Here is a 24,348-nt window from a genome sequence, read left to right as displayed (position 1 = left end):
CCATGGCTCCCGGGATCGTCGGTCCGGGAGCGCTAGCTTGAAATCACTCTCGCGGGCCGCCGGGGTCCTCAGCAATGGCCAGGATGCGCAGCGGTCTGGTGGTGGTGGTCGGACTGGGCGCCTGCGCCGCCACCGCCGTGATGGCGCGCGAGGCTGTGGCCCCGTCCACGGGCAGCCCGCGCGTTCTGGACAGCCCCAAGGAGGTGATCGACCAGACCTGGCAGATCGTCTTCCGCGACTTCCTCGACACCAACGGCAAGTACACGGCCGAGCAGTGGCGTGACCTGCGCCGCGACGTGCTGGCCCGCAGCTATGCCTCGCCCAAGGACGCCCACGAGGCGATCCGCGGCATGCTCGCCACCCTCGACGACCCCTACACCCGCTTCCTGGACCCGCGGGAGTTCAGGGAGATGCAGATCGACACCTCCGGTGAACTCTCCGGGGTGGGCATCCAGCTGAGCCTCGACAAGGACACCAAGGAGCTGGTGGTGGTGGCGCCGATCAAGGGCTCCCCCGCCTCCCGTGCCGGCGTGCAGCCCAAGGATGTGATCACCGCCATCGATGGAAAGAGCACCAAGGGCATGAGCACCGAGGACGCGGTGCGGCTGATCCGCGGCAAGGTGGGCACCACGGTGAACCTCTCGCTGCGCCGCGACAACCAGAGCCTGGAGGTTGCCCTCACCCGCGAGCTGATCGAACTGCACGCGGTGGATCACCAGATCAATGTGACCCCCGACGGCACCAGGATCGGCTACATCCGTCTCAAGCAGTTCAACGCCAACGCCACCAAGGACATGCGCGCGGCCCTGCGCGAGCTGGAGAAGGAGGACGTGGCCGGCTATGTGCTCGACCTGCGCAGCAATCCCGGCGGCCTGCTGATGGCCAGCGTGGAGATCGCCCGCCAGCTGCTCAACGAAGGCACGATCGTCTCCACCCAGACCCGCCGGGGCATCACCGACGTGCAGCGGGCCAACGGCCGCGCCCTCACGGCCCGGCCGATCGTGGTGCTGGTGAACGAGGGGTCGGCCAGCGCCAGCGAGATCCTCTCCGGCGCCCTGCAGGACAACAAGCGGGCCGTGCTGGTGGGTGAGAAGACCTTCGGCAAGGGTCTGGTGCAGTCGGTGCGCAGCCTCTCCGACGGCAGCGGCATGACCGTGACCATCGCCCGCTACCTCACCCCCAGTGGCCGCGACATCAACAGGCACGGCATCCAGCCCGATGTGCAGGTGAAGATGAGCGAGCAGGAGGCCCAGCGCCTCAGGCTCGAGGACATCGGCACCCGCCGCGACAGCCAGTACCGGGTGGCCGAGAGCACCCTGGTGAAGAAGCTGCAGAGCGCCAGCAGCCCCGCCCGCGGCTACATGCCCGGCAGCGCCAACCTGCCCTCGGCCCTGCCCCGCGCTGACGCCACCGTGCCGCGCTGAGCTTGGACCAGCCGGATCCCGCTCAGCTGGACACCGGCCAGCCACAGCTTCAGTTTCCAGCTGAGCCTGGGCCGGCAGAGCTCGTGCCCGGCCCTTCGATCTGGGACCTGAAGCCCTGGTGGTGCCAGCCCTGGAGCATCCTGCTCACGGGGCTGCTGGGGATCGCTGCCAGCTGGTTGGTATGGCAGCGCTGGTGGCTCACAGCAGCGGCGGCCGTGGCGGTGCTGCTGTGGTGGTGGCTGTTTCTGGTGCTGGCTCCCGAGGCCTACCACAGGAGCCGGGGCAGCAGCTGAGGTGCAACACGAGCCGGGGCAGCCGCTGAGGTGTGGGGACGGGCGCTCAGGCCACCGGCTGCATCAGGCCGCCACCGGGGCCGGAATCGTCGTCGTCGTTGCGGCCACCGTCCTGGAGCAGGGCGTAGAGGCCCAGCGCCAGCACGCTGACCAGGGTGGACACCAGCGGCAGCACCCCGCCGGACGAGCGGCCCACCTCGATCAGTTCACCCATGCCTGCCGCTCCGCTGGTGCTTCATGAAAGTTCTCATCAATGTAACAAAGATTTGCCGCGTTGCCGTTGCCGGCCGCCCAGCTCACGCCGCCCGGCCGTTCACACCGCCAGCACCGCCTCGTTCTGCGCCGCCTGCTGCTCGACGCGCTGGGCCTCGGTGAGGCCGTCGGCGCCGGGGATCTGGGCGGCCATCTGGGCCAGCCACCCCTTGAGCTCCTCCACCTGCTTCTCCATCGGCAGCACCCCCAGGCCACGGGCCAGCACCTTGGCGGTGGCACCCCCGCCCGCCTGATACACCAGCCGCCCATGCAGGTGCTGGGGCAGACCCTGGCGCAGCAGCCGGAAGGCGGGCTCCTCCATCGGCGTCTCCAGGGCGATGTTGGGCTTCTCCGGCTTGATGCGTGAGAAGCCGCAGCGCCTGGCCAGCAGCTTGAGCTCCATCAGCTGCAGCAGGGCGGTCACCGGCGCCGGCATGGCGCCGTAGCGGTCGACCCAGTCGGCCGCCAGCTGCAGCAGCGCCTCGGGGGTGCCGCACTCGGCGGCGGCGCGGTAGGCGGCCATCTTCTCGTCGTTGTCGCTGATCCAGTCGCCCGGGATGAAGGCGGTGATCGGCAGGTCGATCTGGGTGTCGTCCACCGCCGGGATGTCCTGGCCCTGGATCTCGGCCAGACACTCCTGCAGCATCTCCATGTAGAGGTCAAAGCCGATGGTTTCCATCTGGCCGCTCTGCTCTACCCCCAGCAGGTTGCCCACGCCGCGGATTTCCATGTCGCGCATGGCCAGCTGGTAGCCGCTGCCCAGCTGGGCGAATTCCTGGATCGCCCGCAGCCGCTGCCGCGCAGCCTCGCTCAGGGAGGCATCGCCGGGATAGAACAGCCAGGCGTGGGCCTGGATGCCGCTGCGGCCCACCCGGCCGCGCAACTGATACAGCTGGGCCAGGCCGAACTTGTGGGCGTCCTCGATCAGGATTGTGTTGACGCGGGGGATGTCGAGGCCGCTCTCCACGATCGTGGTGCAGAGCATCAGGTCGGCCTCACCGGCGTTGAAGGCCACCATGGCGCTCTCCAGCTCGCCCTCGGCCATCTGGCCGTGGGCCACCAGCAGCTTCAGGCCCGGGATCATCAGCCGCAGCCGCTCGGCCACCTCCTCGATCCCCTCCACCCGCGGCACCACGTAGAACACCTGGCCGCCGCGATCCAGCTCCTGGCGGATGGCGCTGCGCACCGCCTCCTCATCGAGGGCGGCCAGGTGGGTCTTGATCGGCCGGCGCAGGGGCGGCGGCGTGGTGATCAGGCTCATCTCGCGCACGCCGGAGAGGCTCATGTAGAGGGTGCGCGGGATCGGCGTGGCGCTCAGCGTCAGCACGTCCACGTCCTTGCGCAGGGCCTTGATCTTTTCTTTCTGGTTCACGCCGAAGCGCTGCTCCTCATCCACCACCAGCAGACCCAGCTGCCTGAAGGCCGTGCCCTTGGAGAGCAGCTGGTGGGTGCCCACCACCACGTCCACGGTGCCCTCGTTGAGCCCTTCGAGGATGGTTTTGCGCTCGCCGGCGGTGCGGAAGCGGTTGAGCAGGCTCACCTTCACCGGGTAGGGGGCGAAGCGCTCACTCAGGGATCGCCAGTGCTGCTGCGCCAGCACCGTGGTGGGGGCCAGCATCGCCACCTGCTTGCCGGCGGTCACCGCCTTGAAGATCGCCCGGATCGCCACCTCCGTTTTGCCGAAGCCCACATCGCCGCACACCAGCCGGTCCATCGGCGAGGGCTGCTCCATGTCGCGCTTCACATCTGCGATCGCCTTCACCTGATCGGGCGTGGGCTCGTAGGGGAAGGAGTCTTCGAGTTCGCTCTGCCAGGGGCCATCGGCGGGGTAGGCGAAGCCCGGCGCCTTGTGGCGCTCGGCGTAGAGCTTCACCAGATCCACCGCCACCTTGCGGATCGCCTTCCTGGCCCGCTCCTTGGCCCGGGTCCATGCGGTGCCGCCCATGCGGTTGAGCTCGGGCGGCGTGTCGCCGGTGGCGCGGTAGCGGCCCAGGCTGCCCAGCTGGTCGGCGGCCACCCGCAGCAGGCCGTCGGCGTACTGCACCACCAGGTAATCCCGCGATTCGCCGCCGATCGCCAGCTTCTCGAGCTTCAGGAACTTGCCGATGCCGTGGTTGCGGTGCACCACGAAGTCGCCGGGGCGCATCTTGTTGGGGTCCACCGTGCGGCTGGCGGCCTTGCGGCGGCGGCGCACATAACCCGTGGCGGCCAGGGCGTGCTGGCCGAAGAACTCCCGGTCGGTGATCAGCACCAGCCGCCAGGCCGGCAGCTGCAGGCCCTCGAGCTCGGCGGTGCCCCGGCTCTTGAGGGCCACCGGCGTGCCCTGCTCCACCAGCCGCTCGATCGCCGGCAGGTCGCCGGGGTTGGGCACGAAGCGGCTGACGCAGTCGTGCTCCTCCAGCAGCGCCACCGCCCGGCTGGGCTGGGCCGAGAGCAGCCACACCGTGGCCTTGTCGCGCTGGAAGCCCTTGATCAGCTCGGCCAGCTTGCCGAAGGCGTTGGGGTAGGCCGGCACCGGCCGGCTGGTGAGATCGAAGCTGTTGCCGTGGCCGTCGCTCTCGTGCAGCTCGGCCAGGTCGAAGCCCGTGAAGGCCTGGCTCGCCTCGGCCAGGGTGTCGGCCGGCGGGCGGTGTTGCACCGGGGGCAGGCTGGTGCCGGGCTTGAGACCCAGTTCGGCTTCTGTTTCGGCGTGGTGCTCCACCACATGGTCGAACCACTGCTGGCCGTGGGCCAGACAGGCGCGCCGCTCATCGATCGCCACCAGGGTGGCGGCGGGCAGGTAGTCGAGCAGGGAGGCGGGCCGGTTCCAGGCCAGGCCCATCAGCCTCCTCAGCCCCTCGGGCGTGCCGCCCTCCAGCAGCTGCTCGAGGGCCTCAGAGCTGAGCAGCTGTTCCAGGCCCTCGGGCATGGCCTCGCGCAGGGCAGCCGCGATCAGCGGCCCGTAGCCGCTGGGGGTGAGCCGCACCACCTCGATCGGATCGAGGGAGCGCTGGGTGGCGGGGTCGAACTCGCGCAGCTTCTCCAGCTCCTCGCCGAAGAACTCCAGGCGCACCGGCAGCTCGCTGCTCACCGGGAACACGTCGACGATGTCGCCGCGGCGGCTCCAGCTGCCCTCCTGCTCGATCGTGGGCACGCGCTCGTAGCCCAGGCGGGTGAGGGTTTCGCCCAGCTCCTCGAGATCGAGGGTGTCGCCCTTGCGCAGGCTCAGGCACTGCTCCTTCAGCGCGGCCGGGGGCGGCAGGTGGGGCTGCAGGGCCCGCTCGGTGGCCACGATCGCCAGCCGCTGCTGGCCGTTGGCGTTGCTCTCCTCGCTGCCCAGATCCAGCAGCTCGCTGAGCACCTGCAGCTGGCCCCAGGTGATCTCGCTGGTGGGATCGAAGGGCTCGTAGGGGCTGCCCTCGCTGGTGGGGTAGAGCTGGCAGCTGCGCCAGCCCATCAGCTCCAGCAGCGCCGCCCAGCGGCCCGCCTCCTCCAGGGTGGGCACCACCACCAGCAGCGGCGCCGGCCCCTCGGCTCCCGCCCCGGCCTGGGCCGCCAGGGCGCTGCTGATCAGGGAGCGCGCCGCCCGGCCCGCACCGCTCAGCCGCAGGCGCTCGCTGCGCCCGATCCGCGCCAGCACTTCCCCGGTGAGGGGCACCTGCTGCAGCTGGCGCACCAGGGGGGACAGGGGCATGGGGGGCGGGCAGACGGCCCACGATCTTCGCAATCGCCGTGGGCGTGCCGCTGCACTCCGCCCCGGCGCCCGGTCAGAATCCCCCGGTGGAGCACTATCACTGCCCCCACTGCCGTGCCAGGCCGCTGGCGATGCGACGCCGTCCCGACGGCGTCTGGATCTGCCAGCACTGCGGCGCCTCCCTGAAGCGGCGCCGGGGCGTGGGGCCTCTGGCGCTGTTGGTGGGGGGGCTGGCGGCCCTCGGCTTCGGCCTCACCGTGCTCCCGCCGGCGGCGGAGGTTCAGCGGCGGCTCACCGGTCTGGAGCTGCCGGCCGTCCACGACCTGCCCCTGCTGCTGGATGCGCCGCCCCAGCTGGCCGCGCTGCTGCCGCCCCCCGGCCCGGGCGGCCTCGAGGGCATCGATGAGCCCACGCTGATGGACCAGCTGGCGCGCGCCGACGCCGCCTGGATCCCCAGGGCCGAACCACTGCCCGACGGCCGCACCCGCTATCACTACAAGCGCCGCAGCGGTGATCCCCAGCTCTCGGTGGCCGAGATCCGCTCCCTGATGCTCAATCCGCCCAGCTTCGGCCAGGAGCGTGAGGCCATCCGGGAGCTGCTGGCCGACCTCGTCGGGGTGGGCGTGCGCATCCAGCTCAGCCAGCCGCTCAAGCGGGGCGCGGCGGGTGAGTGGGATCCGCGGGAGCGCAGCCTGCGCATCAAGCCCACGGTGCTGCAGAGCGGCAGTGCCGAGTTCTTCCAGGTGCTCAACCATGAGGCCATCCATGTGGCCCAGAGCTGCAGCAGCGGTCACCTGCGCGCCTCGCCGCGGCCCCTGGGCCTGAGCGAGCAGGTGCCCTCCGCGCTCCAGCCTGTGCTCAACGACCCCCTCTACAGCCAGGCCTCGCTGCTGGAGCGCCAGCTGGAGCGCGAGGCCTACGCCAACCAGCACCGCCTGGGATACGGGGCGGAACTGCTGCGCCGCCATTGCCGCCCCGCGGCCGGTTCAGCCGCCCTCGGCCTGGCCTCCCCCTGACGGCGGCGGGTTGCCGCCGGGCTGAAGCAGCGACTCCTCCAGCAGCATGTTGAACTGCAGCAGCTGGGCATCGCTGAGCTGCTGCCGGCTGGTGAGCGCGAAGTGCCGTTCCAGGAACTGCCGGCCCTGGCCGGCGTTCCAGCCCAGCTGGCCGAGCAGCTGATCGCACTGCCCCAGCAGCTCGGCCCGGCGCAGGGGCACGGGCGCCTGGGCCGGATCGCTGCCCTCCGCCAGTCCCTGCAGCAGTTCCAGATAGGCGATCAGGTCGCGGTAGGTGGTGATGCGGCTGCGGCTGGGATGGCCGAAGGCCCGCTCCAGGAAGGTGGCCTCCTGGTCGCGCTGCCAGCCGATGCGGCGCAGCTGCAGGTCGATGCGGGTGAGCTCCGCGCTCCAGTCCTCCGGATCGGCGGGCGGTTCCTCGGCCGGCGGCGGGACTGGCTGCGGCGGCGCATCGGCCGGCGGCGGCTCCGGCACGGTTTCCGCCGCAGCCTCCGGCGGAGCTGGGGACGGCAGCTCCGGACGCGCTGGGATCGGCGCAGCCACGGCTGCGGCAGCGGGGCTGCCCAGCCGCTGCCGCAGCCGCTGCAGCGCCCGCTCCTCTGCCACTTCGGCCGTGGCGGCCTCGCCGAGGGCACGGCCCAGGGTGTTCCCCTCCCGCCGGGCGGTGACCTCCACCACCCGCGTGCCGGGCTCGGCATGCACCAGCCGCGCCAGGAACTGCATCGCTGACTGTCCGAAAATGGCCTTCCTAGAGTGATCCCCCCGCTGATCGAGATGGAAGCCGGAACGATCGACTCGCTCACGCCGATCCTGCAGTCGGCGGATCAGTGGCACGAAATCCTGCTGCTGCTGCCGCTGCTGGTGGCGCTGGAGGCGGTGCTCTCCGCCGACAACGCCATCGCCCTGGCGGCCATCTCGCGTCGGCTTCATGACCGCTCCCGGCAGGAGATGGCCCTCAACCTGGGTCTGCTGCTGGCGCTGGTGTTCCGCATCGGCCTGATCCTGGCGGCCCGCTGGGTGCTGAACTTCTGGCCGCTGCAGCTGGCGGCCTCCGCCTACCTGCTCTGGCTCTGCGGCCGCCACCTGATGCTGGTCTTCGCCGGCAAGGAGGAGGGGTTCGAGGCCGATGTCTGTGACGCCGATGCGTCACGTGCCCATGTGGGCGGCCATCCAGGCGAGCACCTCAGCGCCACCCTGGGCAGCGTGGTGGCCACCCTGGCGTTCACCGATCTGGCCTTCTCCCTCGACAGCGTGGCCGCTGCGGTGGCGGTCAGCGACCGGCTGGGCCTGGTGATCGCCGGGGGCGTGATCGGCGTGGTGGCGCTGCGGCTCACCGCCGAGCTGTTCATCCGCTGGCTGGAGATCTACCGCCATCTGGAGACTGCCGGCTATCTGGCCGTCGGTCTGGTGGGGCTGCGGCTGCTGCTGCGCCTGGGGCTTCCCGATCTGGCGCCCCCCGAGTGGCTGCTGCTGGCCGTGGTGGGCGCCCTGTTCCTGTGGGGATTCTCCGAGCGCAATCCGGCGCGACGGCTGCTGGCGGAGGCCGACTGAGGGCCAGCGATGCGGGTGGAGCTGCGCGAGATCGGCAGTGATCGGCTGCTGGAGCACCTGGAGGTGGAGGCCCTCAGCGAGGTGCCCCAGCCCGGCCGCTGGCTGGAGTGCGGCCCGCGCAGCTTCCTGGTGCTGCAGCGCCGCCATCGCTACCGGCTGCGCAGCGGCCGCTACGAGCTGGCGGCGGTGGCCCTGCAGGTGAAGATCCAGCGCCGGCCCGGCGATGCCCGCCGCTGGGGCGGCGGCTGGGTGATCGGCGATCCCCAGTGCCGTTTCAACGCCCGCAGCCCGCTGCTGCGCTGCGCCGTGCTTCCCGAGGGGCCCTGCGATCGCTGCAGCCACTTCAGTCCGCTTTCCTCGGGGCCGCTTTCCTCGGGGCCGCATTCCTCGGGGCCGCGGTCAGCAGGGCCGCTCTGATGGCGATCGCCGCCGCGCCACCGCCGATTCCGGCCGAGGCCCTGCGCTGGCATCGCTGTCAGCGGGTGCGGGGCCACGGTGTGGCCTCCGGCACGGCGCCCGGCAGCCCCTATCCCGCCGGCACGATCGCCCTCCAGATCCCTCACTTCGCCCGGCTGGGGCTGGACCTCTCCAGCTGCCATCCCGGCACCCTCAACCTGCGCGTGCCCGGCGGCCGCTGGCTGCTGCGCCAGCCCGCCTGGCATGTGGAGCGGCTGGCCTGGACCACCCTCCACCCTCCTGAAACCTTCTCCTTCTGGCCCTGCCTGCTGCGCTGGCGGCAGCCGTCCTCCTGCCCTGCGGTCACCTGCCACCAGCCCGCCGCTCCGGTGGCGGGCTGGATCTACCGGCCTGATCCAGCCACCAAGGAGCGCCACCACCAGCCGGACGACCAGCTGGAGGTGCTGGCCCCCTGGATCGAGGCCGTGGGCCACGACGCGGCACTGGAGCTGGAACTGGAGCTGGGGGTGGACGGCCGGCACTGCCGCCTGATCGAGCCGGTGCGGCTGCGCAGCCGCTTGCTGGAGTTCCTCAAGTTCCGGGTGCTGGCGGCCCAGGAGGGCTTCTTCGCGGGCTTTGACGGCGCGGAGGGGGCGACGGCCCTGCGCCGCTGGCTCGGCTCCCAGGGCTGCGCCGAGCTGCTCGACCTCGAGGACGCCGAGCTGCTGGGGGTGCTGCACACGGCCAGGCAGCTCTACACCTGAATCAATCCCGGCGTCCCTGCTCATGGGTCCAGGGATTCAGCCCGTAGGGTGAAACGCCACCGCACCAGCGTTTCCCATCACCAGCACCACCCCCGGCTCGCGGCGCCGGCGCCGGCCCGCCGGCAGCACCACCCGGCCGGCCTCCTCGCAGAGGGCCACCGCCGCCGCGGCTCCTGCGGAGTCCGTCAGCCCGTCCTCCCGTCAGGCCGCCACCGCACCGCCCACCACACCGCCCACCGCACCGCCCGCCGCACCGCCCGCCGATCGAGCTCCTGAGTGCGCCGCCGCCTTCGCCGACCTCGGGCTGGGCCTGCCGATCGTCAAGGCGGTGGCCGTCAAGGGCTACAGCCAGCCGTCGCCGATCCAGCGGCAGTGCATCCCGGCGGTGCTGGAGGGCCGTGACGTGATGGCGGCCGCCCAGACGGGCACCGGCAAGACCGCCGGCTTCACCCTGCCGATGCTGGAGCGGCTGCGCCACGGCCCCCATGCCCGGGGCGGCGTGGTACGGGCCCTGGTGCTCACCCCCACCCGCGAGCTGGCCGCCCAGGTGGCGGAGAACGTGGCCGCCTACGGCCGCTTTCTGGATCTGCGCAGCGACGTGGTGTTCGGCGGCGTGAAGATCAATCCCCAGATCAACCGGCTGCTGGCCGGCGCCGACGTTCTGGTGGCCACACCCGGGCGGCTGCTCGATCTGCAGCAGCAGGGCGCCATCCGCCTCGACCGGGTGGAGATGCTGGTGCTGGATGAGGCCGACCGCATGCTCGACATGGGCTTCATCCGCGACATCCGCCGCCTGCTGGCGCTGATGCCGGAGCGGCGCCAGAACCTGCTCTTCTCCGCCACCTTCAGCGGCCCGATCAAGGCCCTGGCCCACGGTCTGCTGCACAACCCGGTGCAGCTGCAGGCGACGCCGGAGAACCAGGCTGCCCCCACGGTGGAGCACCTGCTCCACCCCTGCGACATGGCCCGCAAGTCCGAGCTGCTGTGCCACCTGATCGCTACGGGCGACTGGCAGCAGGTGCTCGTGTTCGCCCGCACCAAGCACGGCGCCAACCGCATGGCCGAGACCCTCAGCAAGGCCGGCATGGCCGCGGCGGCCATCCATGGCAACAAGAGCCAGGGCGCCCGCACCCGGGCCCTGGCGGGCTTCAAGAGCGGTGAGCTGCGGGTGCTGGTGGCCACCGACCTCGCCGCCCGCGGCATCGACATCCACCAGCTGCCGCATGTGATCAACCTCGATCTGCCCAACCAGGCGGAGGACTACGTGCACCGCATCGGCCGCACTGGCCGGGCCGGCCATCCCGGCCACGCCATCTCCCTGGTGGCGGCCGAGGAGCATGAGCTGCTCCGGGCCATCGAGAGGTTGCTCGGCAGCCGTCTGCCCAGCCGGGAGGTGCCTGGCTTCGAGCCCACGGTGCTCTCGGCGCCACCGCTCGATCTCAGCGGCGGCCGTGGGCGGGGGGGGCGGAGCGCTCGCCAGCCGGTTGCTCCCGCCCGCAGCCGTCGGTCTGCAAACGGCAACAACCGACACAACCGCAACCGCTGACCTCCGCTCGGATAGGGGCGCCAGAGCGTTCCTCCCCCGACCTGCCTCCTATGCCCTACGAGCCCGGATCACCGCAGTGCCGCGTGCTGATCGACTGCAAGAGCCAGATCGAGTCGATGCTCCTGGCGCTCGGCCGCATCGAGGACAGCGGCCCGATCCGCGAGCAGCTGCGGGCGGTGCACCAGCAGCTCGAGGACCTGCACGGGCGCTACCGCCGCTCCCAGCCCCAGCTGGGGTCCGATCAGCCTGCCATGCGGGTGATGTCCTGACAGGTGGCGTAGGCGCAGGGGAGGGTTGCGGCGGTGCGGGTCGGACCGTCGCTGCCGGGAGCGCAGACCGCATACAGGCCGTTGGTGTGGCGGTAGATGCGGCAGCCATCGCCGGTTTCGGCCACGAACGAGAGGCTCCTGGACGCCGCTCCTGAATGTTCTTCCGGCTGGCCCCCGGGCCGGGTGGCTGTGCTGGTCCTGCCCGCGCTGTTCGTGCCGGCGCTGGTGATGGTGGTCATGGCTGGTGCCCCCGCCGTGCAGCCGGTTGTGCTCCCTCTCTAGCGATGCCTGTCGGTCTCCGAGACGTGTGAGACCCCTGACAACACAGAACGAGACATCGTCCCCAGCCGGTCGCCGGGGCGCAGGCCCAGCTGCTGCAGCAGCGCCTGCCCCGCGCAGGCCGCCCGCCCCGCCAGCTGGGCCTCCCGCAGCAGCAGCGGACAGCCGCCGGTGGCCAGCACGGCGCCGACGCCGGGCTCCACGGCCAGCACGGTGCCCGGGGCGTCGCCCAGCCGCTCCGCCCAGCGCCTGCCGCAGAGGGCGGCCGCCTCGGCGCTGAGCTGATCGCTCAGGCGCACCACCAGCGGCTCGGTGGCCAGCAGGCGCAGGCGCTGCTCGCCCCAGGTCGTGTGGGCGCCGGGATGGAGCCCCATCACTCGCCGGTGGATCGTCAGCGCCGGCTCAGCCCAGTCGATCGCGAAGTCTTCCTTGCTGAGCAGCCGTGCGTAGGTGATGCCCTCCTCGCTCTGGCGCCGCACCTCCAGCCGCGCCAGCCGCTCGGCCTGCGGGCCGGGGCCGGCCGCCTCGATGCGGGGCATCGCCTCCACCAGCAGCTCGGCGGTGAGGCTGGCCAGCCGCCCGGCCAGCTGGCTGGCGTTCTCCAGCAGCCCGATCGGGATCGCCCGTTCCACCAGCACCGGTCCGGTGTCCAGCCCGGGCTCCATGGCCATGATGCCCACGCCGGTGTGGCTGTCGCCCTCGATCAGGCTCCACTGGATCGGCGCCGCCCCCCGCCAGCGCGGCAGCAGGGAGCCGTGGCCGTTCCAGCAGCCGAGCGGCGGCTGCTCCAGCACCTCCGGCGGCAGGATCTGGCCGAAGGCCACCACCACCGACGCGTCGGCGCCCAGGGCCGCCAGCTCGGCCTGGATGGCCGGTTCCCGGCGGATGCGTTCCGGCGTGAACACCGGCACGCCCAGCTCCAGGGCGCGGGCCTTCACGGAGCTGGGCATCAGCTCCTTGCCGCGGCCGCGGCGCCGGTCGGGCTGGCTCACCACCCCCACCAGCTCATGGCCGGCGGTCACCAGGGCATCGAGGCTGGGCACCGCGTAGGCCGGGGTGCCCCAGAACAGGATCTTCATGGCCCCCAGCTTGGGCTGCCCACAGACCCCCCGCTCCGACGGTCAGGCGTCGCCGGTGATCGACAGATCCTCCACCCACACGTGCGGGCAGAGGCCGTCGGGGGTGATCTTCGCCTCGCCCTCGAAGCCCACGATCGCGTTGAGCAGCTGGCGGATGTCGCCGGCCACCGTGGCGGCCTCGATCGAGCGGGCCTCGCCGCCGCGCACCAGCCAGCCGTCGAAGGGCAGCGAGAAGCTGCCCTGGCTGGCCTTGACGCCGGCATGCAGGGCCGAGAGGGAATCGATCACCACCAGCCCGGGGCCATCGCTCTGGCCCGGCGCCCGGTGGTCGAGACCCTGCTGGCCGCCGTCGCTGCCGGGGGTGGGCCCCACCTCGAACCAGTCGGGGCTCACCGACACCTTGGCGCCCATGCCGGCGTGGCCGGTGGGCTCCACCCCGAAGGCCCGGGCCGTGGCCTCGGAGTGCAGGAAGTGACGCAGCACACCGCCTTCCACCAGGGCCAGGGGGCGGGTGGGCGTGCCCTCGCCGTCGAAGGCCGCGGCGCCGATGTTGCCGGGATGCAGGCCGTTGTCGTGGATCGACAGGAATGGCACCGCCAGGGGCTGGCCGATGGCGTTGCGACCGCTGAGGCTGACGCCGTCGAGCACGGCCCGGGCATTGAACAGGCTGGAGAAGGCGCCGATCAGATCGAGAAACGCCTCCGGGGTGAACACGCAGGTGTAGCGGCCGGTGTCGATCGGGCCGTAGTCGAGGTGGCTGATCGTGCGCTCGGCCGCCTCGTCGATGCAGCCGGCCACATCGAGGTCGTCGACGCCGTAGGCCATGCGCACGGCGCCGGCGCTGCGGGGCTTGCGGCCGGTTTCCTCCGCCCGGGCGTAGAGGTAGAGGCTGGCGGTGCTCAGGCGCTGCTGGCGGCAGGCGCCGGCGCTGTTGAGGTAGAGGCGCTCGCTCAACCGCTGGGCCAGGCCGTTGTAGGGCACGGTGCCGATCGCGGGGTGGCGCTCCAGCAGCTGCCGCTCGGCGTCCTGGAGGGTGTCGAGCAGGCGCAGGATCGGCCGCGCCGGCCGCAGGGGCTGCTCCAGCTCCGGCAGCGGCGCCGTCGCCAGGGGCGAGAAGGCGGGGGTGTCGTCGGGGTTGCCGAAGGCACTGGCGGCCCGCGCCCCCACCAGGGCCGTCTCCAGGCCGGCATCGGAGAGGTCGGAGGTGCTGGTCACTCCCACCAGTCCCTCGTCGTTCCAGACCCGCACGGTGATGGCGCTGCGCTGGGCACCCTTCATCTGCTTGGCCTCGCCCCGGTCCACCTGCACCGAGATGTCGGTGCTGCAGGAGGCGCCCAGGTCCCACTGGCGGATGCCGTGGCTGGCGGCGAGGCGCTCCAGCGTGCCGCGCAGGGCCGCTGCATCCAGCCCGCTCGCGGCGGCGTTGTCAGCGGTGGCGGTGGCGGTGGCGGTGGCGGTTGACGGGGTGACGGCTGCGGTGGTCGGTGTCATGGTCAGCGGCCCCCCACGGTGATTGTGTCCACCTTGATGTGGGGCTGGCCCACGGTGACGTTGACGCTGCCGCTCACCGAGCCGCAGAAGCCGGCGGCCAGCTCCAGGTCGTTGGCGCACATCGAGATGCGCGGCATCACCTCCTTGGCCTCCCCGATCAGGGTGGCCCCCTTCACCGGCCTGGTGAGCCGGCCGTTCTCGATCAGGTAGCCCTCCTCCACCGAGAAGTTGAACTGGCCGGTGGGGCCGACGCTGCCACCCCCCATGGATTTGCAGTAGAGGCCGTGGTCCACCGAGGCGATCAGCTCCTCGGGGGTGTGGGGACCGGCGGCGATGTAGGTGTTGCGCATGCGGCTGGCGGCGGCGAAGCCGTGGCTCTGGCGCCGGCCGCTGCCGGTGCGGGCGTGACCGGTGCGCAGCTCGCCGGCCCGGTCGGACAGGAAGCGCTGCAGCACGCCGTTCTCGATCAGCACGGTGTGCTGGGGCTCCATGCCCTCGTCGTCCATCGACAGGGAACCGAAAGCACCGTCGCTGACACCCTCGTCGATGGCCGTCACGGCCTGGTGGGCGATCGCTTCGCCCACCTTGTCGGTGAAGGGGGTGGTGCCGCGCTCCACCTGGGTGGTCTCCAGCAGATGGCCGCAGGCCTCGTGGAAGATCACCCCGCCGAAGCGGTTGGCCAGCACCGCCGGCATCTGGCCGGCCTCCACGTAGTCGGCGTAGAGCATCGTGCCGGCGCTCTCGCACACCTCCCGGGCACTGGCGTCCACGTCCCACTCGCGCAGCTGGTCGGGCCGGCCGGCGCTGCCGTAGCGGCGGCCGATGCTGGCGCGGTGCTCGCCGTCCGCCGCCAGCACACTCAGCCCCAGGGACTGGTGCAGGCGCACGTCGCGGGCGAAGGTGCCGTCGCTGGCGGCCACCAGCACCTCCTGCCAGTCGCGGGCGTAGCTGCCGCGGCGCACCTGCAGATGGCGGCCCACCTGCTCCAGGCGCCGGGTGCCTTCCAGCAGCCGGCCGGTGGCCTCGGGCAGGCCGGGACAGCGCTGCAGCCAGTCCCCCTTGCCGAGTCCGTGGTCGCGCAGGTCGGGGAGGCCGTCGAAGCGGCTCGCCGCCACGGCGCTGAGCTCCAGGCCGAGCATGCCCAGGGCCTGCTCCAGGGCGGCCATCAGGCCGGCCTGGCTGAGGTCGTTGGTGCTCACGAAGCCGTCGCGCAGACCCCGGAACACCCGCAGCCCGGCTCCCATGCCGAAGGCCGGGCTGACGCTGGTGATGCCGTCCTGCTCGGCCAGCACGCCGACGTGTTCGATGCGCTCCAGGAACACCTCCACCAGGTCGGCCCCGGCGGCCCGGCCGGCGGCCAGCAGGGGCTCGAGCCGGTGTCGCCAGCCGGCGTCCAGCTGCTGCAGGCGGGGCGGGGGAGCGGTGACGACCATCGGCATCGAACGCGGTCCGCTCGTCCTAGCAAATGCACCCCCGGACCTGGACGCCACGGCGCCCGGTCCGGGGGCCCGGGTTCAGCGCACGGCCGGCTGGAACTCCTCGCTGCGGACCGGCTTCATCAGGAACAGCTGGGCCATCTGCAGGCCGTTGGCCAGCCAGTAGGGCAGCTTGCGCAGGGTCTTGAGCGGAGCAGGTGCCGCGCTCTCGTCGGCGGCGCTCAGCCGGGCGTTGTTGGCCACCAGCCGCTCCAGTCCGTCCCAGAAGCGGGGGTTGCGCACGTCGAGCACCACCGGGAACACCCGGGCGGAGGTCTCGTTGGTCTTGTCGATCACGTACTTGTCGTACTCCCGCGCATCCAGGCCCAGCGCTTCATAGAACTCCTTGCGGGCCACGTCGCGGACGTACATGGTGGCGAACACCGCCAGCAGGAAGAAGCGGCACCACAGGCGGGAGGTGAAGCCGCGCACGGTGTCGGGCTGGGCCTTCATCAGGGCGTCGAAGAAGTCGCCGTGGCGGTTCTCGTCCTGGCACCAGTTCTCGAAGAAGTTGAAGATCGGGAAGATCTTGCTCTCGGGGTGCTTCTCGAGGTGGCGGTAGATGGCGATGTAGCGCCAGTAGCCGATCTTCTCGCTCAGGTAGGTGGCGTAGAAGATGAACTTGGGCTTGAAGTAGGTGTAGGCCTTGTTGGCGGTGAGGAAGCCCAGGTCGAGCTGCAGCCCGAAGTCGCTCATCGCCTTGTTGAGGAAGCCGGCATGGCGGGCCTCATCGCGGGCCATGTGGGCGAAGCACTCGGCCAGCAGCGGGTTCTTCTCCTTGATGCGGCGGCTGAGTTCCTTGTAGAGCAGGAAGCCCGAGAACTCGGAGGTGCAGCTCTGCTCGAGGAACTCCACGAACACCTTGCGGGTTTCTGGGTCGAGCTTGTCGGCGGCGCCTTCGAACTCGGCGTTGCGCACGAAGTGGTGGCGGTTGTAGTCCTTGCGGAACTCCTCGCAGATGGCCTCCAGCTCGACTTCGTTGGGCCGCAGATCCATCGCCGCCATGGCGTCGAAATCCGTGGTGTAGAAGCGGGGGGTGAGGATCGTGTCCTTCACCGGGTCCTTGATGGCCGGGGCGTCGGGGGTGCCGACCGGCTGGCCGGCCGGGGCAGCGGTAGGAGCGACTGCGGAGGGGGGCACCATCGAGGGGCTGCACGGGGCGGTGACGGCATCGTAAGGGCCATCCAGCCGCCGGGGGTGGTCGATGTAAAGCGACGCTGCAGTGCCGGTGCAGTTCAGTTGGGGCCGAGCCACTTCTGGCCGTTGAGCCGTTGCACCAGCCGCGACACCAGCAGCGCCTGGCTCATCTTCTTCTCATCGGACAGGAACGGCTCCAGGAGGGTGGGTTCGCTGCCCGATTCGGCCAGGGCCACCGTCTTGGCTGAGCCGATGTCCTCGGCGGTGAAGCAGAGCCAGAAGCGCCGCTCTCCCGGCAGCTCGCCCGCCACCATCCAGCAGGGGCCACCCACCACCGGCATGCTCCCCTGCTCGAAGCGCAGCTGCGGCTCCGGTCCTCCGTAGCTGCGGATCTCCCGGGCCAGGGCCGGCAGGAGCGCGTCGGGCACGAAGCTGGCGAAGGGGGCGTCCTCCGGAGCCGGCGGCCTGGCCGGTTTGGCCTCGGCCTTGGCGGCGGGCTTGACGGTGGCCGTGGGTCCGGGCTTGGCGGCCGGAGGTGCGGCTGCCGCCTCGCTGGCGGCTTCGGCTGGAGTGGGATCGCTTGGAGTGGGATCGCTCACTGGAATCAGGGCCCCGCGCGTCGGCGGCCCGACTCTAGTCAGGGCTCTGGTCTCACCAGTCCTCGCCCGGCAGGGGCTCCCAGCCATCGTCGCCGCCAGCCTGCGTGGTGCCGCTGGCCGGGGTGGCGCCGCCACCTGCGCCATGCCGCTCGCCGCCCTGACGCTCGGCCGGCGCGGCGGCGGCAGCCGGGCGGCGGATCACCCGGTAGGTCACCGCGACGGTGGGTGCCGGCTCCCCCGGCGGGCGGCTGGGGCCGGCTGCGGACGCCGCCGCCTGCGCCGGGGGGGGCGGCGGCGCTGCGTTGCGCGGGGCGCGCCGATCCTCCGCTTCCGGCCACACCTCGCGGACCACCTGCCGCTGGAGCGGTGGCCTCTGGCCCTGCAGGGCCAGGGCGGTGGCGCCGGCGCTGAGCACCGCCCCGCCGCCGGAGGCCAGCAGCAGCCACACCCCGATCGGCAGCGGCGGCGAGGTCCAGGTGAGCAGACGCATGCGCACCGCCGGCCGCGGGTTGACCGCCCCGATCACCAGTACCGCCAGCAGCGGGGCCAGCAGGGGCAGCAGCAGCAGTCGGCGCAGCAGGCTCAAGAGGCGGCGTCGCGGCGGCCAGGGCCAGAGTCTGCACGCCGCACCGGGCCCTGCCAACGCCGCAGCATCCCCAGGTCGTAGCCGAGCAGGTCGAACACCCGGATCACCAGGAAGTCCACCATGTCCTCGATCGTGCGGGGCTGGTGGTACCAGGCCGGCACCGGCGGGGCGATGCGCGCGCCCGCTTCGGCCAGGCTGGTGAGGTTGCGCAGATGCACCAGGTTCCAGGGGGTCTCCCGGGGGCAGATCACTAGGGGCCGGGCCTCCTTGAGGTGCACGTCGGCGGCCCGCTCCACCAGATCCAGGGCCACGCCTGTGGCGATGCGGCCCACGGTGCCCATCGAGGCCGGCAGGATCACCATGCCTCGGGTGCGGAAGCTGCCGCTGGCGATCGCGGCCGCCTGGTCGTTCCAGCGATGGCAGCGCAGCTGGCCGCCGCTGCAGCCTGTGCGCTCCCGCCAGAAGCGTTCCTGGGCCCGCGGATCGCCCGGCACCTGCACCCCCAGCTCCGCCTGCCAGACGCCGATCGCCCCCCGGCTGGTCACCAGTTCCACGGCCTCACCGGCCTCCAGCAGCAGTTGCAGGGCACGCTGGGCCAGGGGCTGGGCCGAGGCGCCGGAGATGGCCAGCACGACCGGCGCTTCCGGGGCCACGGTTCAGACCTCGCTGAGCACGGGCACCGGGGCGAAGTGCTCCTGCTCCTCGTGCGCTGCAGCGTCGGCGTTGACGTCGGCGTCGGCGTCCTCGGCGTCCGCCTCCCGCTCGTCGAGGGGCTCCAGCTCGGGCTGCACCACGGCCAGATCGATCTGGTGGCGCAGGGCATCCACCTTCTGGATCTCCACCTCCACCGCGTCGCCCAGCATGTAGGTGCGGCGGTTCTTGCGGCCCACCAGCCGGTTCTGCCGCGACCGGTACTCGTACCAGTCGTCCTTGAGCGAGCTCACGTGCACGAGGCCCTCCACGTTGGAGGGGGGCACCTCCACGAAGAAGCCGTAGCTCTGCACACCGCTGATCACACCCGGGAGCACCTGGCCCACGAGCGGTTCGGCCTGACGGGCCTGAGCCATCGCCAGCAGGTCGGCTTCCAGCTCCGCACGGAACCGCCTGCGGCCATTGAGCCGCTGCACCAGACCGTGCTCGTGGGCCTGCTGCAGGTCGGCAAGCTGGTCCGGCTCCAGCAGGGGCCAGTCGATGCTGCCGTGGCAGGCGGGCGACGCCAGATCGACGCTGGTCTTGTGACGCGGACTGGGCCGGTCCTTGCCCTGGGTGAGCAGCACCACCAGCAGGCGCTGGTTCCAGATGTCCGCGTAGTGCAGCCCGGGACAGCTCCAGGGGGCCAGGGCCGCCTCCTCACCCGTCAGCCCGGCCAGGGCGACGCTGCCGGGGGTGGTGCTCAGCTGCACGGGCTGCAGCACCCCGCAGAGCTGCTGCTGCAGCGAGCGGCTGCGGCTGCTGGCGGCGAAGGCCACCGCCAGCTCGGCGGCGCCGGCATGGCCCTCCTCACCCAGCTCCAGGGGGATTTCCAGCGCCAGCGCGGCCTTGGCCACGTCGTTGAGGTCGCCGCTGTCGGGTCCGGGGTTGAGCGCGAAGATCGCCGGCAGGCCCAGGGCCGCCAGGTGCTCGCCCAGGGCCCGGTCGGCCAGCAGCACCGCCTCGCGCAGGATGGCGCCGGGGTGATGGGGCGGCAGGGCCACCAGCCAGCCCTGCTGGGCCGGGCTCGGCGAGGGAACGGTGAGATCGGCGAGGCAGGCGATCGGCGGCATCGGCAGGTCGAGCTCGATCGAACCGCTCTCCAGCCGGCGCTCGCGCAGCCGCTGACTGAGCTCCACCAGCTGCTCGAGCTGCTCCAGGGCGTTCTTCACCGGCTTGAGCGCCGCCGGCACGGTGCGGCTCTTCGGCTTGCGCTCCACCAGGGCGGTGAGGGCGGCCAGGTCGACCGCGGCCAGCGGCTTGATCCGGCTGCGGCAGAAGCGGTAGCCCTGCAGCCGGCCGTCGCCGTCGAGCTCCAGGGCCACCGACACGGCCGCCTGTTCCTCTCCCGGCGCGAACGCCGCCGCCTTGGTGAGGGCGGGGCTGAGCAGGGGCAGCCACTGGCGCCCCACGCAGAGCGCATCGGCCTGGTCCCGCAACCACTGGTCGAGGCTGGTGCCGGCACTGACGCGTTCGGCCACCGCGGGACTGTGCAGCCACAGGGTCCAGCCCCCCTCGCGGGCTTCCAGGGCCAGCGCCGGCAGGGGCGGCGCCCCCTGGCCCGACCACAGCTGCGGCAGCAGCGCCGCCTGGCCGGTGAGGTCCTCCCGTTCGGCGGCGACGGGAGTGCGCAGGCTGGCGCGGGGGCAGGCGGGGCGGCTGTTGAGCCGGTGCTTGGTGAGCAGCAGCTCCAGGTCGGCCTCCTCGCCGCCGTTCACGGGCAGCCGCCGGGCCACATGCCCCTGGGGAGCGAACTGCGCCACCGGATAGCGGTCGATCACCACCTCCACCACCGACTCCTGCTCCGGGTCGAGGTGCTCGGCGTCGCCGGCGGTGAGCACCACGGTGGTCAGCAGGCGGTCGTCCAGGGGGGTGGCCACCAGCTGCTCCTGCTGCTGCTCCACCTGGGCCAGGAGGGAGGGGGTCTGGCGTTCGAGGATGCACTGCACGCCGCCTTCGGGGGAACGGCGCCGGCCGCCTTCCCGGGTCACCTTCACCAGCACCCGATCGCCGTTCCAGGCGTGGTTCAGCTGGTGTTCACGGATGTAGATGTCCTCGCCGCCGTCCTCCCGCAGGGCGAAGCAGAACCCCTTGCTGGAGCAGCGCAGCCGGGCGGGGATGAGATCGGGGGCGTCGCTGCGCTGCAGACCGGCTTCGCTCTCCTGGATCAGGCCCAGCCTGATCAGGCCATCGAGGGCGATGCGCAGCTGCTGCTTGTCGGTGGTGTGGCTCAGCCCCAGGGCTTTCTCGAGCCGGGTCGGGGGTAGGGCCTCGTGGGCGGGAAGCTGGTCGAGCAGGTCGGCGACCGTGAACTTCATGGGGTAGCGGGTTGTTTGGCGGTGGCCATCGGGAATCGCCCCAGGGGGCGCGCGGGGATGGCGATCGGGAGTGGCGGGACCGGGCTCGGAGCGATGCCCTCGACCCTCCTCCAACTGGGCCGATTGTATGCAGCCGCGCGCCTCAGACCTCCTCGGCGTCCACTGCGCCGGCCTCGGCCCTGGCGGCCTTGCGGATCAGGCGGATCCCCAGCACCAGGAAACCGCCCGAGGCGGCCAGCTGCAGCAGGTTGGTGGGGATCACCGCCGACAGCGACCCGCCGGCCGCCGCCCCCAGCAGGCTGGCCAGCACGAGGGCGAGGGAGCTGCCGGCGAACACCGCCAGCGGCCGGCTGGAGGTGCCGCTGATGCTCACGATCGCCAGCTGGGTCTTGTCGCCCAGCTCCGCCAGGAAGACGGTGACGAAGGTGGAGGCAAGCAGGCTGAGGTCCATTTCGCGGGTAGCGGGCGGCAGGCGGCTTTGGGCAGTGGGCAGCAGGCGGGAGGTGGGCTGTGGTGCGGCGGGTTGTGCCCGGGCGGACTCAGCCCAGGGGGAGATCCGGGGGCGGGGCGTTGAGCTGCAGAACCGCCTGACGGCCCAGCCAGAGGCTCAGTCCCACCATCAGCAGGCCGGCCAGCCGTTCCAGCTCGTGGGCCGGCAGCAGCCGGGCCAGCCAGCGGCCCAGCAGCACCCCCACCAGGCTCGAGCTGATCAGGGCCAGGGAAGCGCCGATGAACACCAGCAGCGGCCGCCCGGACTGAGCCGAGAGCAGCAGGGCCGCCAGCTGGGTCTTGTCGCCCAGCTCGGCGAGGAACACGGTGGTGAAAGTGGTGGCCAGGGCGCCGAGGAAGGCCCCGGTTCCCGCTCCGTGCGGGCTGGAATCGCCAGCCGGCCCCGCTGCGGGCTCCAGAGCGGGCTCCAGAGAGGTGGCCGGGGAGCTGCTGGGATCCTCGCTGCTGGTCATGATCGGCGGATCGCGCGCAGGAAGCGGCGCATCACCTTGCCACGGCCGCCGTACTCGCTGCGGATCTGCTGCTTGCAGCAGGCGATCGCCAGGGCATCGGCAGCCTGGCCTTCGGCGCCGAACAGCGCCATGAGATTGGCCACGCGGCAGAAATCCGGCCTGCCGTCGTACACCCGGCATCGCCGGCCGCCGGTGTCGTAGTGGCGGCACCAGCCATCCGCGCCCACCAGCGTCAGGTACTCCTGCCGCTGGGCGGGGTTCAGAGCCTCCAGGGCCTCCTGCCGCAGCTCCGGATCCAGCCGGCAGCAGGCGCCGCAGCCGGCGATGCAGGTCCAGGTGGGGGCTGGCTTCACGGGGTGATGCGGCGGGGGAAGTCGCGTGACAACCGGTCACAGAGCCAGGGCTGCAGCCGGCCGGGCCGTGGCCGGGCCCTACTCTGGCGCCCAGCGATTCGCTCCAGCGCACCGGCACCCATGGGCATCGACTTCCACCTGATCGCCAACTTCACCGCCCTGGCCCTGATCACCCTGGCCGGTCCGGCTGTGATCTTCATCCTCTTCTACCGCCGCGGCGCCCTCTGAGGCGCGCTCTGGGAGCCGTTCAGGCGGCCAGGCCCAGGGCCATGGCCGCGTCCTGCAGCAGGGCCCTTAGATAGGGGTGGTCCGGACTGCTGGCGCTGTGCAGTTCCTCACCGGTGGCGTTGCGGATCACCAGCCCCTCCCCGTCGCGGCGGCACCAGTAGAGCCGGTCTCCGCGCTGCAGGATCACTTCGCCCTCTCCATGCTCGCCCGTCGCACTGGGCCGCACCCCCACCAGCTCCAGCTGCAGCCGCTCCCGCTCCTGCCAGCGGTCGAGCCGCAGCCGGTAGGCCACATCCAGCCAGCGCGGCAGCCGGGCTTCCCCCTGCCAGCGCCAGCCGATCGCCCGCAGCCGGGCGCCGTCCTGCTCCAGCTCCAGCTGCAGGTGGCCGCCCCGCAGCAGCTTCTGGCTCACCAGTTCGCAGCCGCTGCTCCAGTACACCGGCTGGGGGTGGCCGATGCCGAACGGTTCCAGCCGCCGCTGCTGGCGCAGGAACTCCCGGTCGATCGCCGCCAGGCGCAGCAGTGCCTCCGGTTCCACCGGATGGCTGCCACCGCGCTCCTGCAGCCATAGCCGGGCCCGCTCCTCCAGCCGCTGTCGCAGCGCCTCGAGCCGCTCGGCGCGCACGCTGAAGCCGCCGGCGGCCGGGTGGCCGCCGAAGCGCTCGAGCAGTTCGGCGCAGGCCTGCAGGGCCCCATCCACGGCGAAGCCCCGCGGAGCACGCACCGAGGCCCGCAGGCGGCCGTTGCCCTCCCCCGCCAGCAGGGCGCAGGGCCGGTTTAGCCGTTCCACCAGCCGTGCGGCCACGATGCCGATCACGCCGTGGTGCCAGTGGTTCTGGGCCAGCAGCAGGAAGGCAGGCCGCTCGCTGCCATCGGCCTCCAGCAGCGCCAGGGCCTCGGCCTCGATCGCCTCGCAGAGCTCCCGCCGCTGGCGGTTGAGGGTCTCGCAGTCGCGGGCCAGCTCGAGGGCACGCTCAGGCTCGCCGGTGGTGAGCAGCTCCACCACCAGCCGCGGGTCCCCCAGGCGCCCCACGGCGTTGATGCGGGGGGCGATGCGGAAGGCCACCGCCTCGGCATCGAGGGGCTGCCCCTCGATGCCGGCCAGGCGCTGCAGGGCCTGCAGTCCCGCCAGGCCGCTGCTGCTCAGGCGGGGCAGTCCGTCGATCAGCCAGCGGCGGTTCACCCCCTGGAGCGGCGCCATGTCGGCGATGGTGCCGACGCAGAACAGGTCCATGGCCATGCGCAGCCCCTCGGCGCTGCCCATCCGCCGGCACAGTGCCGCCGCCAGCACGTAGGCCAGACCCACGCCGGCAAGGCCGCGGAAGGGCGAACCCTCCGGCGTGCGCTGGGGGTGCAGCAGGGCCAGATGGGGCGGGAGCGTGGCCGGAATGGTGTGGTGATCGGTGAGGATCACCTCCACTCCCAGGTCCCGGGCCCGCTCCAGGGCCTCGTGGGCGGAGACGCCGTTGTCGACGGTCACCAGCAGGCCCACCCCCTCGCCCGCCAGCTCCTCCACCATGGCGGCGTTGAGGCCGTAGCCGTCCTCCATGCGGCTGGGGATGGCTCCCCGGGGGTTGGCTCCGAGTCGGCTCAGCACCCCCACCAGCAGGGCCGTGCTGGTCATGCCGTCGGCGTCGTAGTCGCCGCAGATCGCCACCGCCTCGCCGCCGCGGCAGGCCTGCTCCAGCCGTGCCGCCGCCACGGCCAGGTCGGCGAAGTGCTCGAGCGGCTCGGGGGCCGCCGGGGGGGCGAGCAGGGCCGCCACCGCCTCGGCGCTGGTGTGGCCCCGCCGTGCCAGCAGGGCCAGCAGAGGCTCGGGGAGTGGTTCGGCTCCGGGCGGGTTGAGCTGCCGCAGCGCTGTCGGATCGCTGAGCGCTCCGAGGGCCGCGGGAAGCTGCCAGCGCTGCTCGTGAAGGGCGGGGAGCAACGCGGCGACGGCGGTTCGGCCCCCCATTGTGGGCGTCCAG

Annotated in this window: 26 protein-coding genes; 9 read left to right on the top strand and 17 right to left on the bottom strand. The window is 72.1% G+C overall.

Annotation, left to right across the window (positions count from 1 at the left end; genetic code table 11):
• Window positions 1–74 precede the first annotated feature (74 nt).
• On the top strand, window positions 75–1,424 hold the full coding sequence (locus KBY90_RS06900; protein WP_254967774.1) for a S41 family peptidase: 1,350 nt from the start codon (window positions 75–77) through the stop codon (window positions 1,422–1,424).
• Between the two features lie 83 nt (window positions 1,425–1,507).
• Window positions 1,508–1,717, top strand: a complete 210-nt coding sequence (locus KBY90_RS06895) for a DUF6737 family protein (RefSeq protein ID WP_254967772.1) — start codon at window positions 1,508–1,510, stop codon at window positions 1,715–1,717.
• A 46-nt stretch (window positions 1,718–1,763) separates the two neighbouring features.
• On the opposite strand, the gene KBY90_RS06890 is transcribed toward KBY90_RS06895, so the two are convergent.
• Window positions 1,764–1,931, bottom strand: a complete 168-nt coding sequence (locus KBY90_RS06890; protein ID WP_254967771.1) for a hypothetical protein — start codon at window positions 1,929–1,931, stop codon at window positions 1,764–1,766.
• 99 nt (window positions 1,932–2,030) lie between these two features.
• A complete protein-coding gene (gene mfd / locus KBY90_RS06885) occupies window positions 2,031–5,642 on the bottom strand; it encodes a transcription-repair coupling factor (protein WP_254967770.1) in 3,612 nt (1,203 codons plus the stop codon).
• A 131-nt stretch (window positions 5,643–5,773) separates the two neighbouring features.
• On the opposite strand from mfd, the gene KBY90_RS06880 reads away from it, so the two are divergent.
• Window positions 5,774–6,658, top strand: coding sequence for a hypothetical protein (locus tag KBY90_RS06880; protein ID WP_254967769.1), 885 nt, complete (start codon window positions 5,774–5,776; stop codon window positions 6,656–6,658).
• On the opposite strand, the gene KBY90_RS06875 is transcribed toward KBY90_RS06880, so the two are convergent.
• On the bottom strand, window positions 6,629–7,381 hold the full coding sequence (locus KBY90_RS06875; RefSeq protein WP_254967768.1) for a hypothetical protein: 753 nt from the start codon (window positions 7,379–7,381) through the stop codon (window positions 6,629–6,631). The two genes, KBY90_RS06880 and KBY90_RS06875, sit on opposite strands and share 30 nt — an antisense overlap.
• A 51-nt stretch (window positions 7,382–7,432) precedes the next feature.
• On the opposite strand from KBY90_RS06875, the gene KBY90_RS06870 reads away from it, so the two are divergent.
• Genes KBY90_RS06870 through KBY90_RS06860 form a run of 3 tightly spaced genes read left to right on the top strand, consistent with a single transcriptional unit; the run spans window position 7,433 to window position 9,369 of the window.
• Window positions 7,433–8,209: a TerC family protein gene (locus KBY90_RS06870; RefSeq protein ID WP_254967767.1), complete on the top strand. Its 777-nt coding sequence runs from the start codon at window positions 7,433–7,435 to the stop codon at window positions 8,207–8,209.
• A gap of 9 nt (window positions 8,210–8,218) precedes the next feature.
• Window positions 8,219–8,626, top strand: a complete 408-nt coding sequence (locus KBY90_RS06865) for a DUF6464 family protein (protein ID WP_254967766.1) — start codon at window positions 8,219–8,221, stop codon at window positions 8,624–8,626.
• Window positions 8,626–9,369 (top strand): hypothetical protein, encoded by a 744-nt coding sequence (locus tag KBY90_RS06860; protein ID WP_254967765.1) that lies wholly within the window; start codon window positions 8,626–8,628, stop codon window positions 9,367–9,369. The genes KBY90_RS06865 and KBY90_RS06860 overlap by 1 nt, the downstream gene beginning before the upstream one ends.
• A 36-nt stretch (window positions 9,370–9,405) precedes the next feature.
• On the opposite strand, the gene KBY90_RS06855 is transcribed toward KBY90_RS06860, so the two are convergent.
• Window positions 9,406–9,528 (bottom strand): hypothetical protein, encoded by a 123-nt coding sequence (locus KBY90_RS06855; RefSeq protein ID WP_254967764.1) that lies wholly within the window; start codon window positions 9,526–9,528, stop codon window positions 9,406–9,408.
• 169 nt (window positions 9,529–9,697) lie between these two features.
• On the opposite strand from KBY90_RS06855, the gene KBY90_RS06850 reads away from it, so the two are divergent.
• Window positions 9,698–10,915: a DEAD/DEAH box helicase gene (locus KBY90_RS06850; RefSeq protein WP_254967762.1), complete on the top strand. Its 1,218-nt coding sequence runs from the start codon at window positions 9,698–9,700 to the stop codon at window positions 10,913–10,915.
• A 50-nt stretch (window positions 10,916–10,965) separates the two neighbouring features.
• Window positions 10,966–11,184 (top strand): hypothetical protein, encoded by a 219-nt coding sequence (locus KBY90_RS06845; RefSeq protein ID WP_254967761.1) that lies wholly within the window; start codon window positions 10,966–10,968, stop codon window positions 11,182–11,184.
• Here the strand turns inward: KBY90_RS06845 and KBY90_RS06840 are convergent.
• The 12 genes from KBY90_RS06840 to KBY90_RS06785 all read right to left on the bottom strand — a co-directional run bounded on the left by KBY90_RS06840 (window position 11,157) and on the right by KBY90_RS06785 (window position 22,153).
• Window positions 11,157–11,309, bottom strand: coding sequence for a hypothetical protein (locus KBY90_RS06840; RefSeq protein WP_254967760.1), 153 nt, complete (start codon window positions 11,307–11,309; stop codon window positions 11,157–11,159). The genes KBY90_RS06845 and KBY90_RS06840 overlap by 28 nt on opposite strands.
• Before the next feature lie 153 nt (window positions 11,310–11,462).
• A complete protein-coding gene (fmt, locus tag KBY90_RS06835) occupies window positions 11,463–12,542 on the bottom strand; it encodes a methionyl-tRNA formyltransferase (RefSeq protein WP_254967759.1) in 1,080 nt (359 codons plus the stop codon).
• A 42-nt stretch (window positions 12,543–12,584) separates the two neighbouring features.
• The gene (locus tag KBY90_RS06830) at window positions 12,585–14,033 is read right to left on the bottom strand and encodes a TldD/PmbA family protein (RefSeq protein ID WP_254967758.1); all 1,449 of its coding nucleotides are present in this window, start codon (window positions 14,031–14,033) and stop codon (window positions 12,585–12,587) included.
• Between the two features lie 2 nt (window positions 14,034–14,035).
• Window positions 14,036–15,466 carry a TldD/PmbA family protein gene (locus KBY90_RS06825; RefSeq protein WP_254967757.1) on the bottom strand — a complete coding sequence of 477 codons (1,431 nt, stop codon included), beginning with the start codon at window positions 15,464–15,466 and terminating at the stop codon, window positions 14,036–14,038.
• An 81-nt stretch (window positions 15,467–15,547) separates the two neighbouring features.
• Window positions 15,548–16,651 carry a magnesium-protoporphyrin IX monomethyl ester (oxidative) cyclase gene (gene acsF / locus KBY90_RS06820; RefSeq protein WP_254967756.1) on the bottom strand — a complete coding sequence of 368 codons (1,104 nt, stop codon included), beginning with the start codon at window positions 16,649–16,651 and terminating at the stop codon, window positions 15,548–15,550.
• 92 nt (window positions 16,652–16,743) lie between these two features.
• Window positions 16,744–17,244: a DUF2996 domain-containing protein gene (locus KBY90_RS06815; RefSeq protein WP_254967755.1), complete on the bottom strand. Its 501-nt coding sequence runs from the start codon at window positions 17,242–17,244 to the stop codon at window positions 16,744–16,746.
• A 52-nt stretch (window positions 17,245–17,296) separates the two neighbouring features.
• The gene (locus KBY90_RS06810) at window positions 17,297–17,830 is read right to left on the bottom strand and encodes a hypothetical protein (RefSeq protein WP_254967754.1); all 534 of its coding nucleotides are present in this window, start codon (window positions 17,828–17,830) and stop codon (window positions 17,297–17,299) included.
• Window positions 17,827–18,483 (bottom strand): flavin prenyltransferase UbiX, encoded by a 657-nt coding sequence (locus KBY90_RS06805; protein WP_254967753.1) that lies wholly within the window; start codon window positions 18,481–18,483, stop codon window positions 17,827–17,829. Before KBY90_RS06805 ends, KBY90_RS06810 begins: the two co-directional genes overlap by 4 nt.
• A 3-nt stretch (window positions 18,484–18,486) precedes the next feature.
• Entirely contained in the window at window positions 18,487–20,838 is a 2,352-nt protein-coding gene (locus KBY90_RS06800; RefSeq protein ID WP_254967752.1) for an RNB domain-containing ribonuclease, read from the bottom strand.
• Between the two features lie 142 nt (window positions 20,839–20,980).
• Window positions 20,981–21,289: a TMEM165/GDT1 family protein gene (locus KBY90_RS06795; protein WP_254967751.1), complete on the bottom strand. Its 309-nt coding sequence runs from the start codon at window positions 21,287–21,289 to the stop codon at window positions 20,981–20,983.
• An 88-nt stretch (window positions 21,290–21,377) separates the two neighbouring features.
• Window positions 21,378–21,800: a TMEM165/GDT1 family protein gene (locus KBY90_RS06790; protein WP_254967750.1), complete on the bottom strand. Its 423-nt coding sequence runs from the start codon at window positions 21,798–21,800 to the stop codon at window positions 21,378–21,380.
• Window positions 21,797–22,153, bottom strand: coding sequence for a YkgJ family cysteine cluster protein (locus KBY90_RS06785; RefSeq protein WP_254967749.1), 357 nt, complete (start codon window positions 22,151–22,153; stop codon window positions 21,797–21,799). The genes KBY90_RS06790 and KBY90_RS06785 overlap by 4 nt, the downstream gene beginning before the upstream one ends.
• A gap of 120 nt (window positions 22,154–22,273) precedes the next feature.
• Between KBY90_RS06785 and psb30 the strand changes: the two genes are divergently transcribed.
• Complete coding sequence (psb30, locus tag KBY90_RS06780; protein WP_254967748.1) at window positions 22,274–22,381, top strand: photosystem II reaction center protein Ycf12/Psb30; 108 nt, start codon at window positions 22,274–22,276, stop codon at window positions 22,379–22,381.
• A gap of 19 nt (window positions 22,382–22,400) precedes the next feature.
• On the opposite strand, the gene recJ is transcribed toward psb30, so the two are convergent.
• On the bottom strand, window positions 22,401–24,335 hold the full coding sequence (recJ, locus tag KBY90_RS06775) for a single-stranded-DNA-specific exonuclease RecJ (protein WP_254967747.1): 1,935 nt from the start codon (window positions 24,333–24,335) through the stop codon (window positions 22,401–22,403).
• Window positions 24,336–24,348: the final 13 nt, after the last annotated feature.

The organism is Cyanobium sp. CH-040 (assembly GCF_024346135.1).
GTDB lineage: Bacteria > Cyanobacteriota > Cyanobacteriia > PCC-6307 > Cyanobiaceae > NIES-981.
The sequence above is the reverse complement of the archived record's forward strand: the minus strand, read 5'-3'. Positions and strand labels throughout refer to the sequence as shown.

Coding starts and splice junctions, on each gene's coding strand:
- KBY90_RS06795 (WP_254967751.1), bottom strand. CDS start 21,289: ATGGACCTCAGCCTGCTTGCCTCCACCTTCGTCACCGTCTTCCTGGCG.
- KBY90_RS06900 (WP_254967774.1), top strand. CDS start 75: ATGGCCAGGATGCGCAGCGGTCTGGTGGTGGTGGTCGGACTGGGCGCC.
- KBY90_RS06790 (WP_254967750.1), bottom strand. CDS start 21,800: ATGACCAGCAGCGAGGATCCCAGCAGCTCCCCGGCCACCTCTCTGGAG.
- psb30 (WP_254967748.1), top strand. CDS start 22,274: ATGGGCATCGACTTCCACCTGATCGCCAACTTCACCGCCCTGGCCCTG.
- KBY90_RS06860 (WP_254967765.1), top strand. CDS start 8,626: ATGGCGATCGCCGCCGCGCCACCGCCGATTCCGGCCGAGGCCCTGCGC.
- KBY90_RS06845 (WP_254967761.1), top strand. CDS start 10,966: ATGCCCTACGAGCCCGGATCACCGCAGTGCCGCGTGCTGATCGACTGC.
- fmt (WP_254967759.1), bottom strand. CDS start 12,542: ATGAAGATCCTGTTCTGGGGCACCCCGGCCTACGCGGTGCCCAGCCTC.
- KBY90_RS06865 (WP_254967766.1), top strand. CDS start 8,219: ATGCGGGTGGAGCTGCGCGAGATCGGCAGTGATCGGCTGCTGGAGCAC.
- mfd (WP_254967770.1), bottom strand. CDS start 5,642: ATGCCCCTGTCCCCCCTGGTGCGCCAGCTGCAGCAGGTGCCCCTCACC.
- KBY90_RS06800 (WP_254967752.1), bottom strand. CDS start 20,838: ATGAAGTTCACGGTCGCCGACCTGCTCGACCAGCTTCCCGCCCACGAG.
- KBY90_RS06880 (WP_254967769.1), top strand. CDS start 5,774: ATGCGACGCCGTCCCGACGGCGTCTGGATCTGCCAGCACTGCGGCGCC.
- KBY90_RS06825 (WP_254967757.1), bottom strand. CDS start 15,466: ATGGTCGTCACCGCTCCCCCGCCCCGCCTGCAGCAGCTGGACGCCGGC.
- KBY90_RS06830 (WP_254967758.1), bottom strand. CDS start 14,033: ATGACACCGACCACCGCAGCCGTCACCCCGTCAACCGCCACCGCCACC.
- recJ (WP_254967747.1), bottom strand. CDS start 24,335: ATGGGGGGCCGAACCGCCGTCGCCGCGTTGCTCCCCGCCCTTCACGAG.
- KBY90_RS06875 (WP_254967768.1), bottom strand. CDS start 7,381: ATGCAGTTCCTGGCGCGGCTGGTGCATGCCGAGCCCGGCACGCGGGTG.
- acsF (WP_254967756.1), bottom strand. CDS start 16,651: ATGGTGCCCCCCTCCGCAGTCGCTCCTACCGCTGCCCCGGCCGGCCAG.
- KBY90_RS06870 (WP_254967767.1), top strand. CDS start 7,433: ATGGAAGCCGGAACGATCGACTCGCTCACGCCGATCCTGCAGTCGGCG.
- KBY90_RS06890 (WP_254967771.1), bottom strand. CDS start 1,931: ATGGGTGAACTGATCGAGGTGGGCCGCTCGTCCGGCGGGGTGCTGCCG.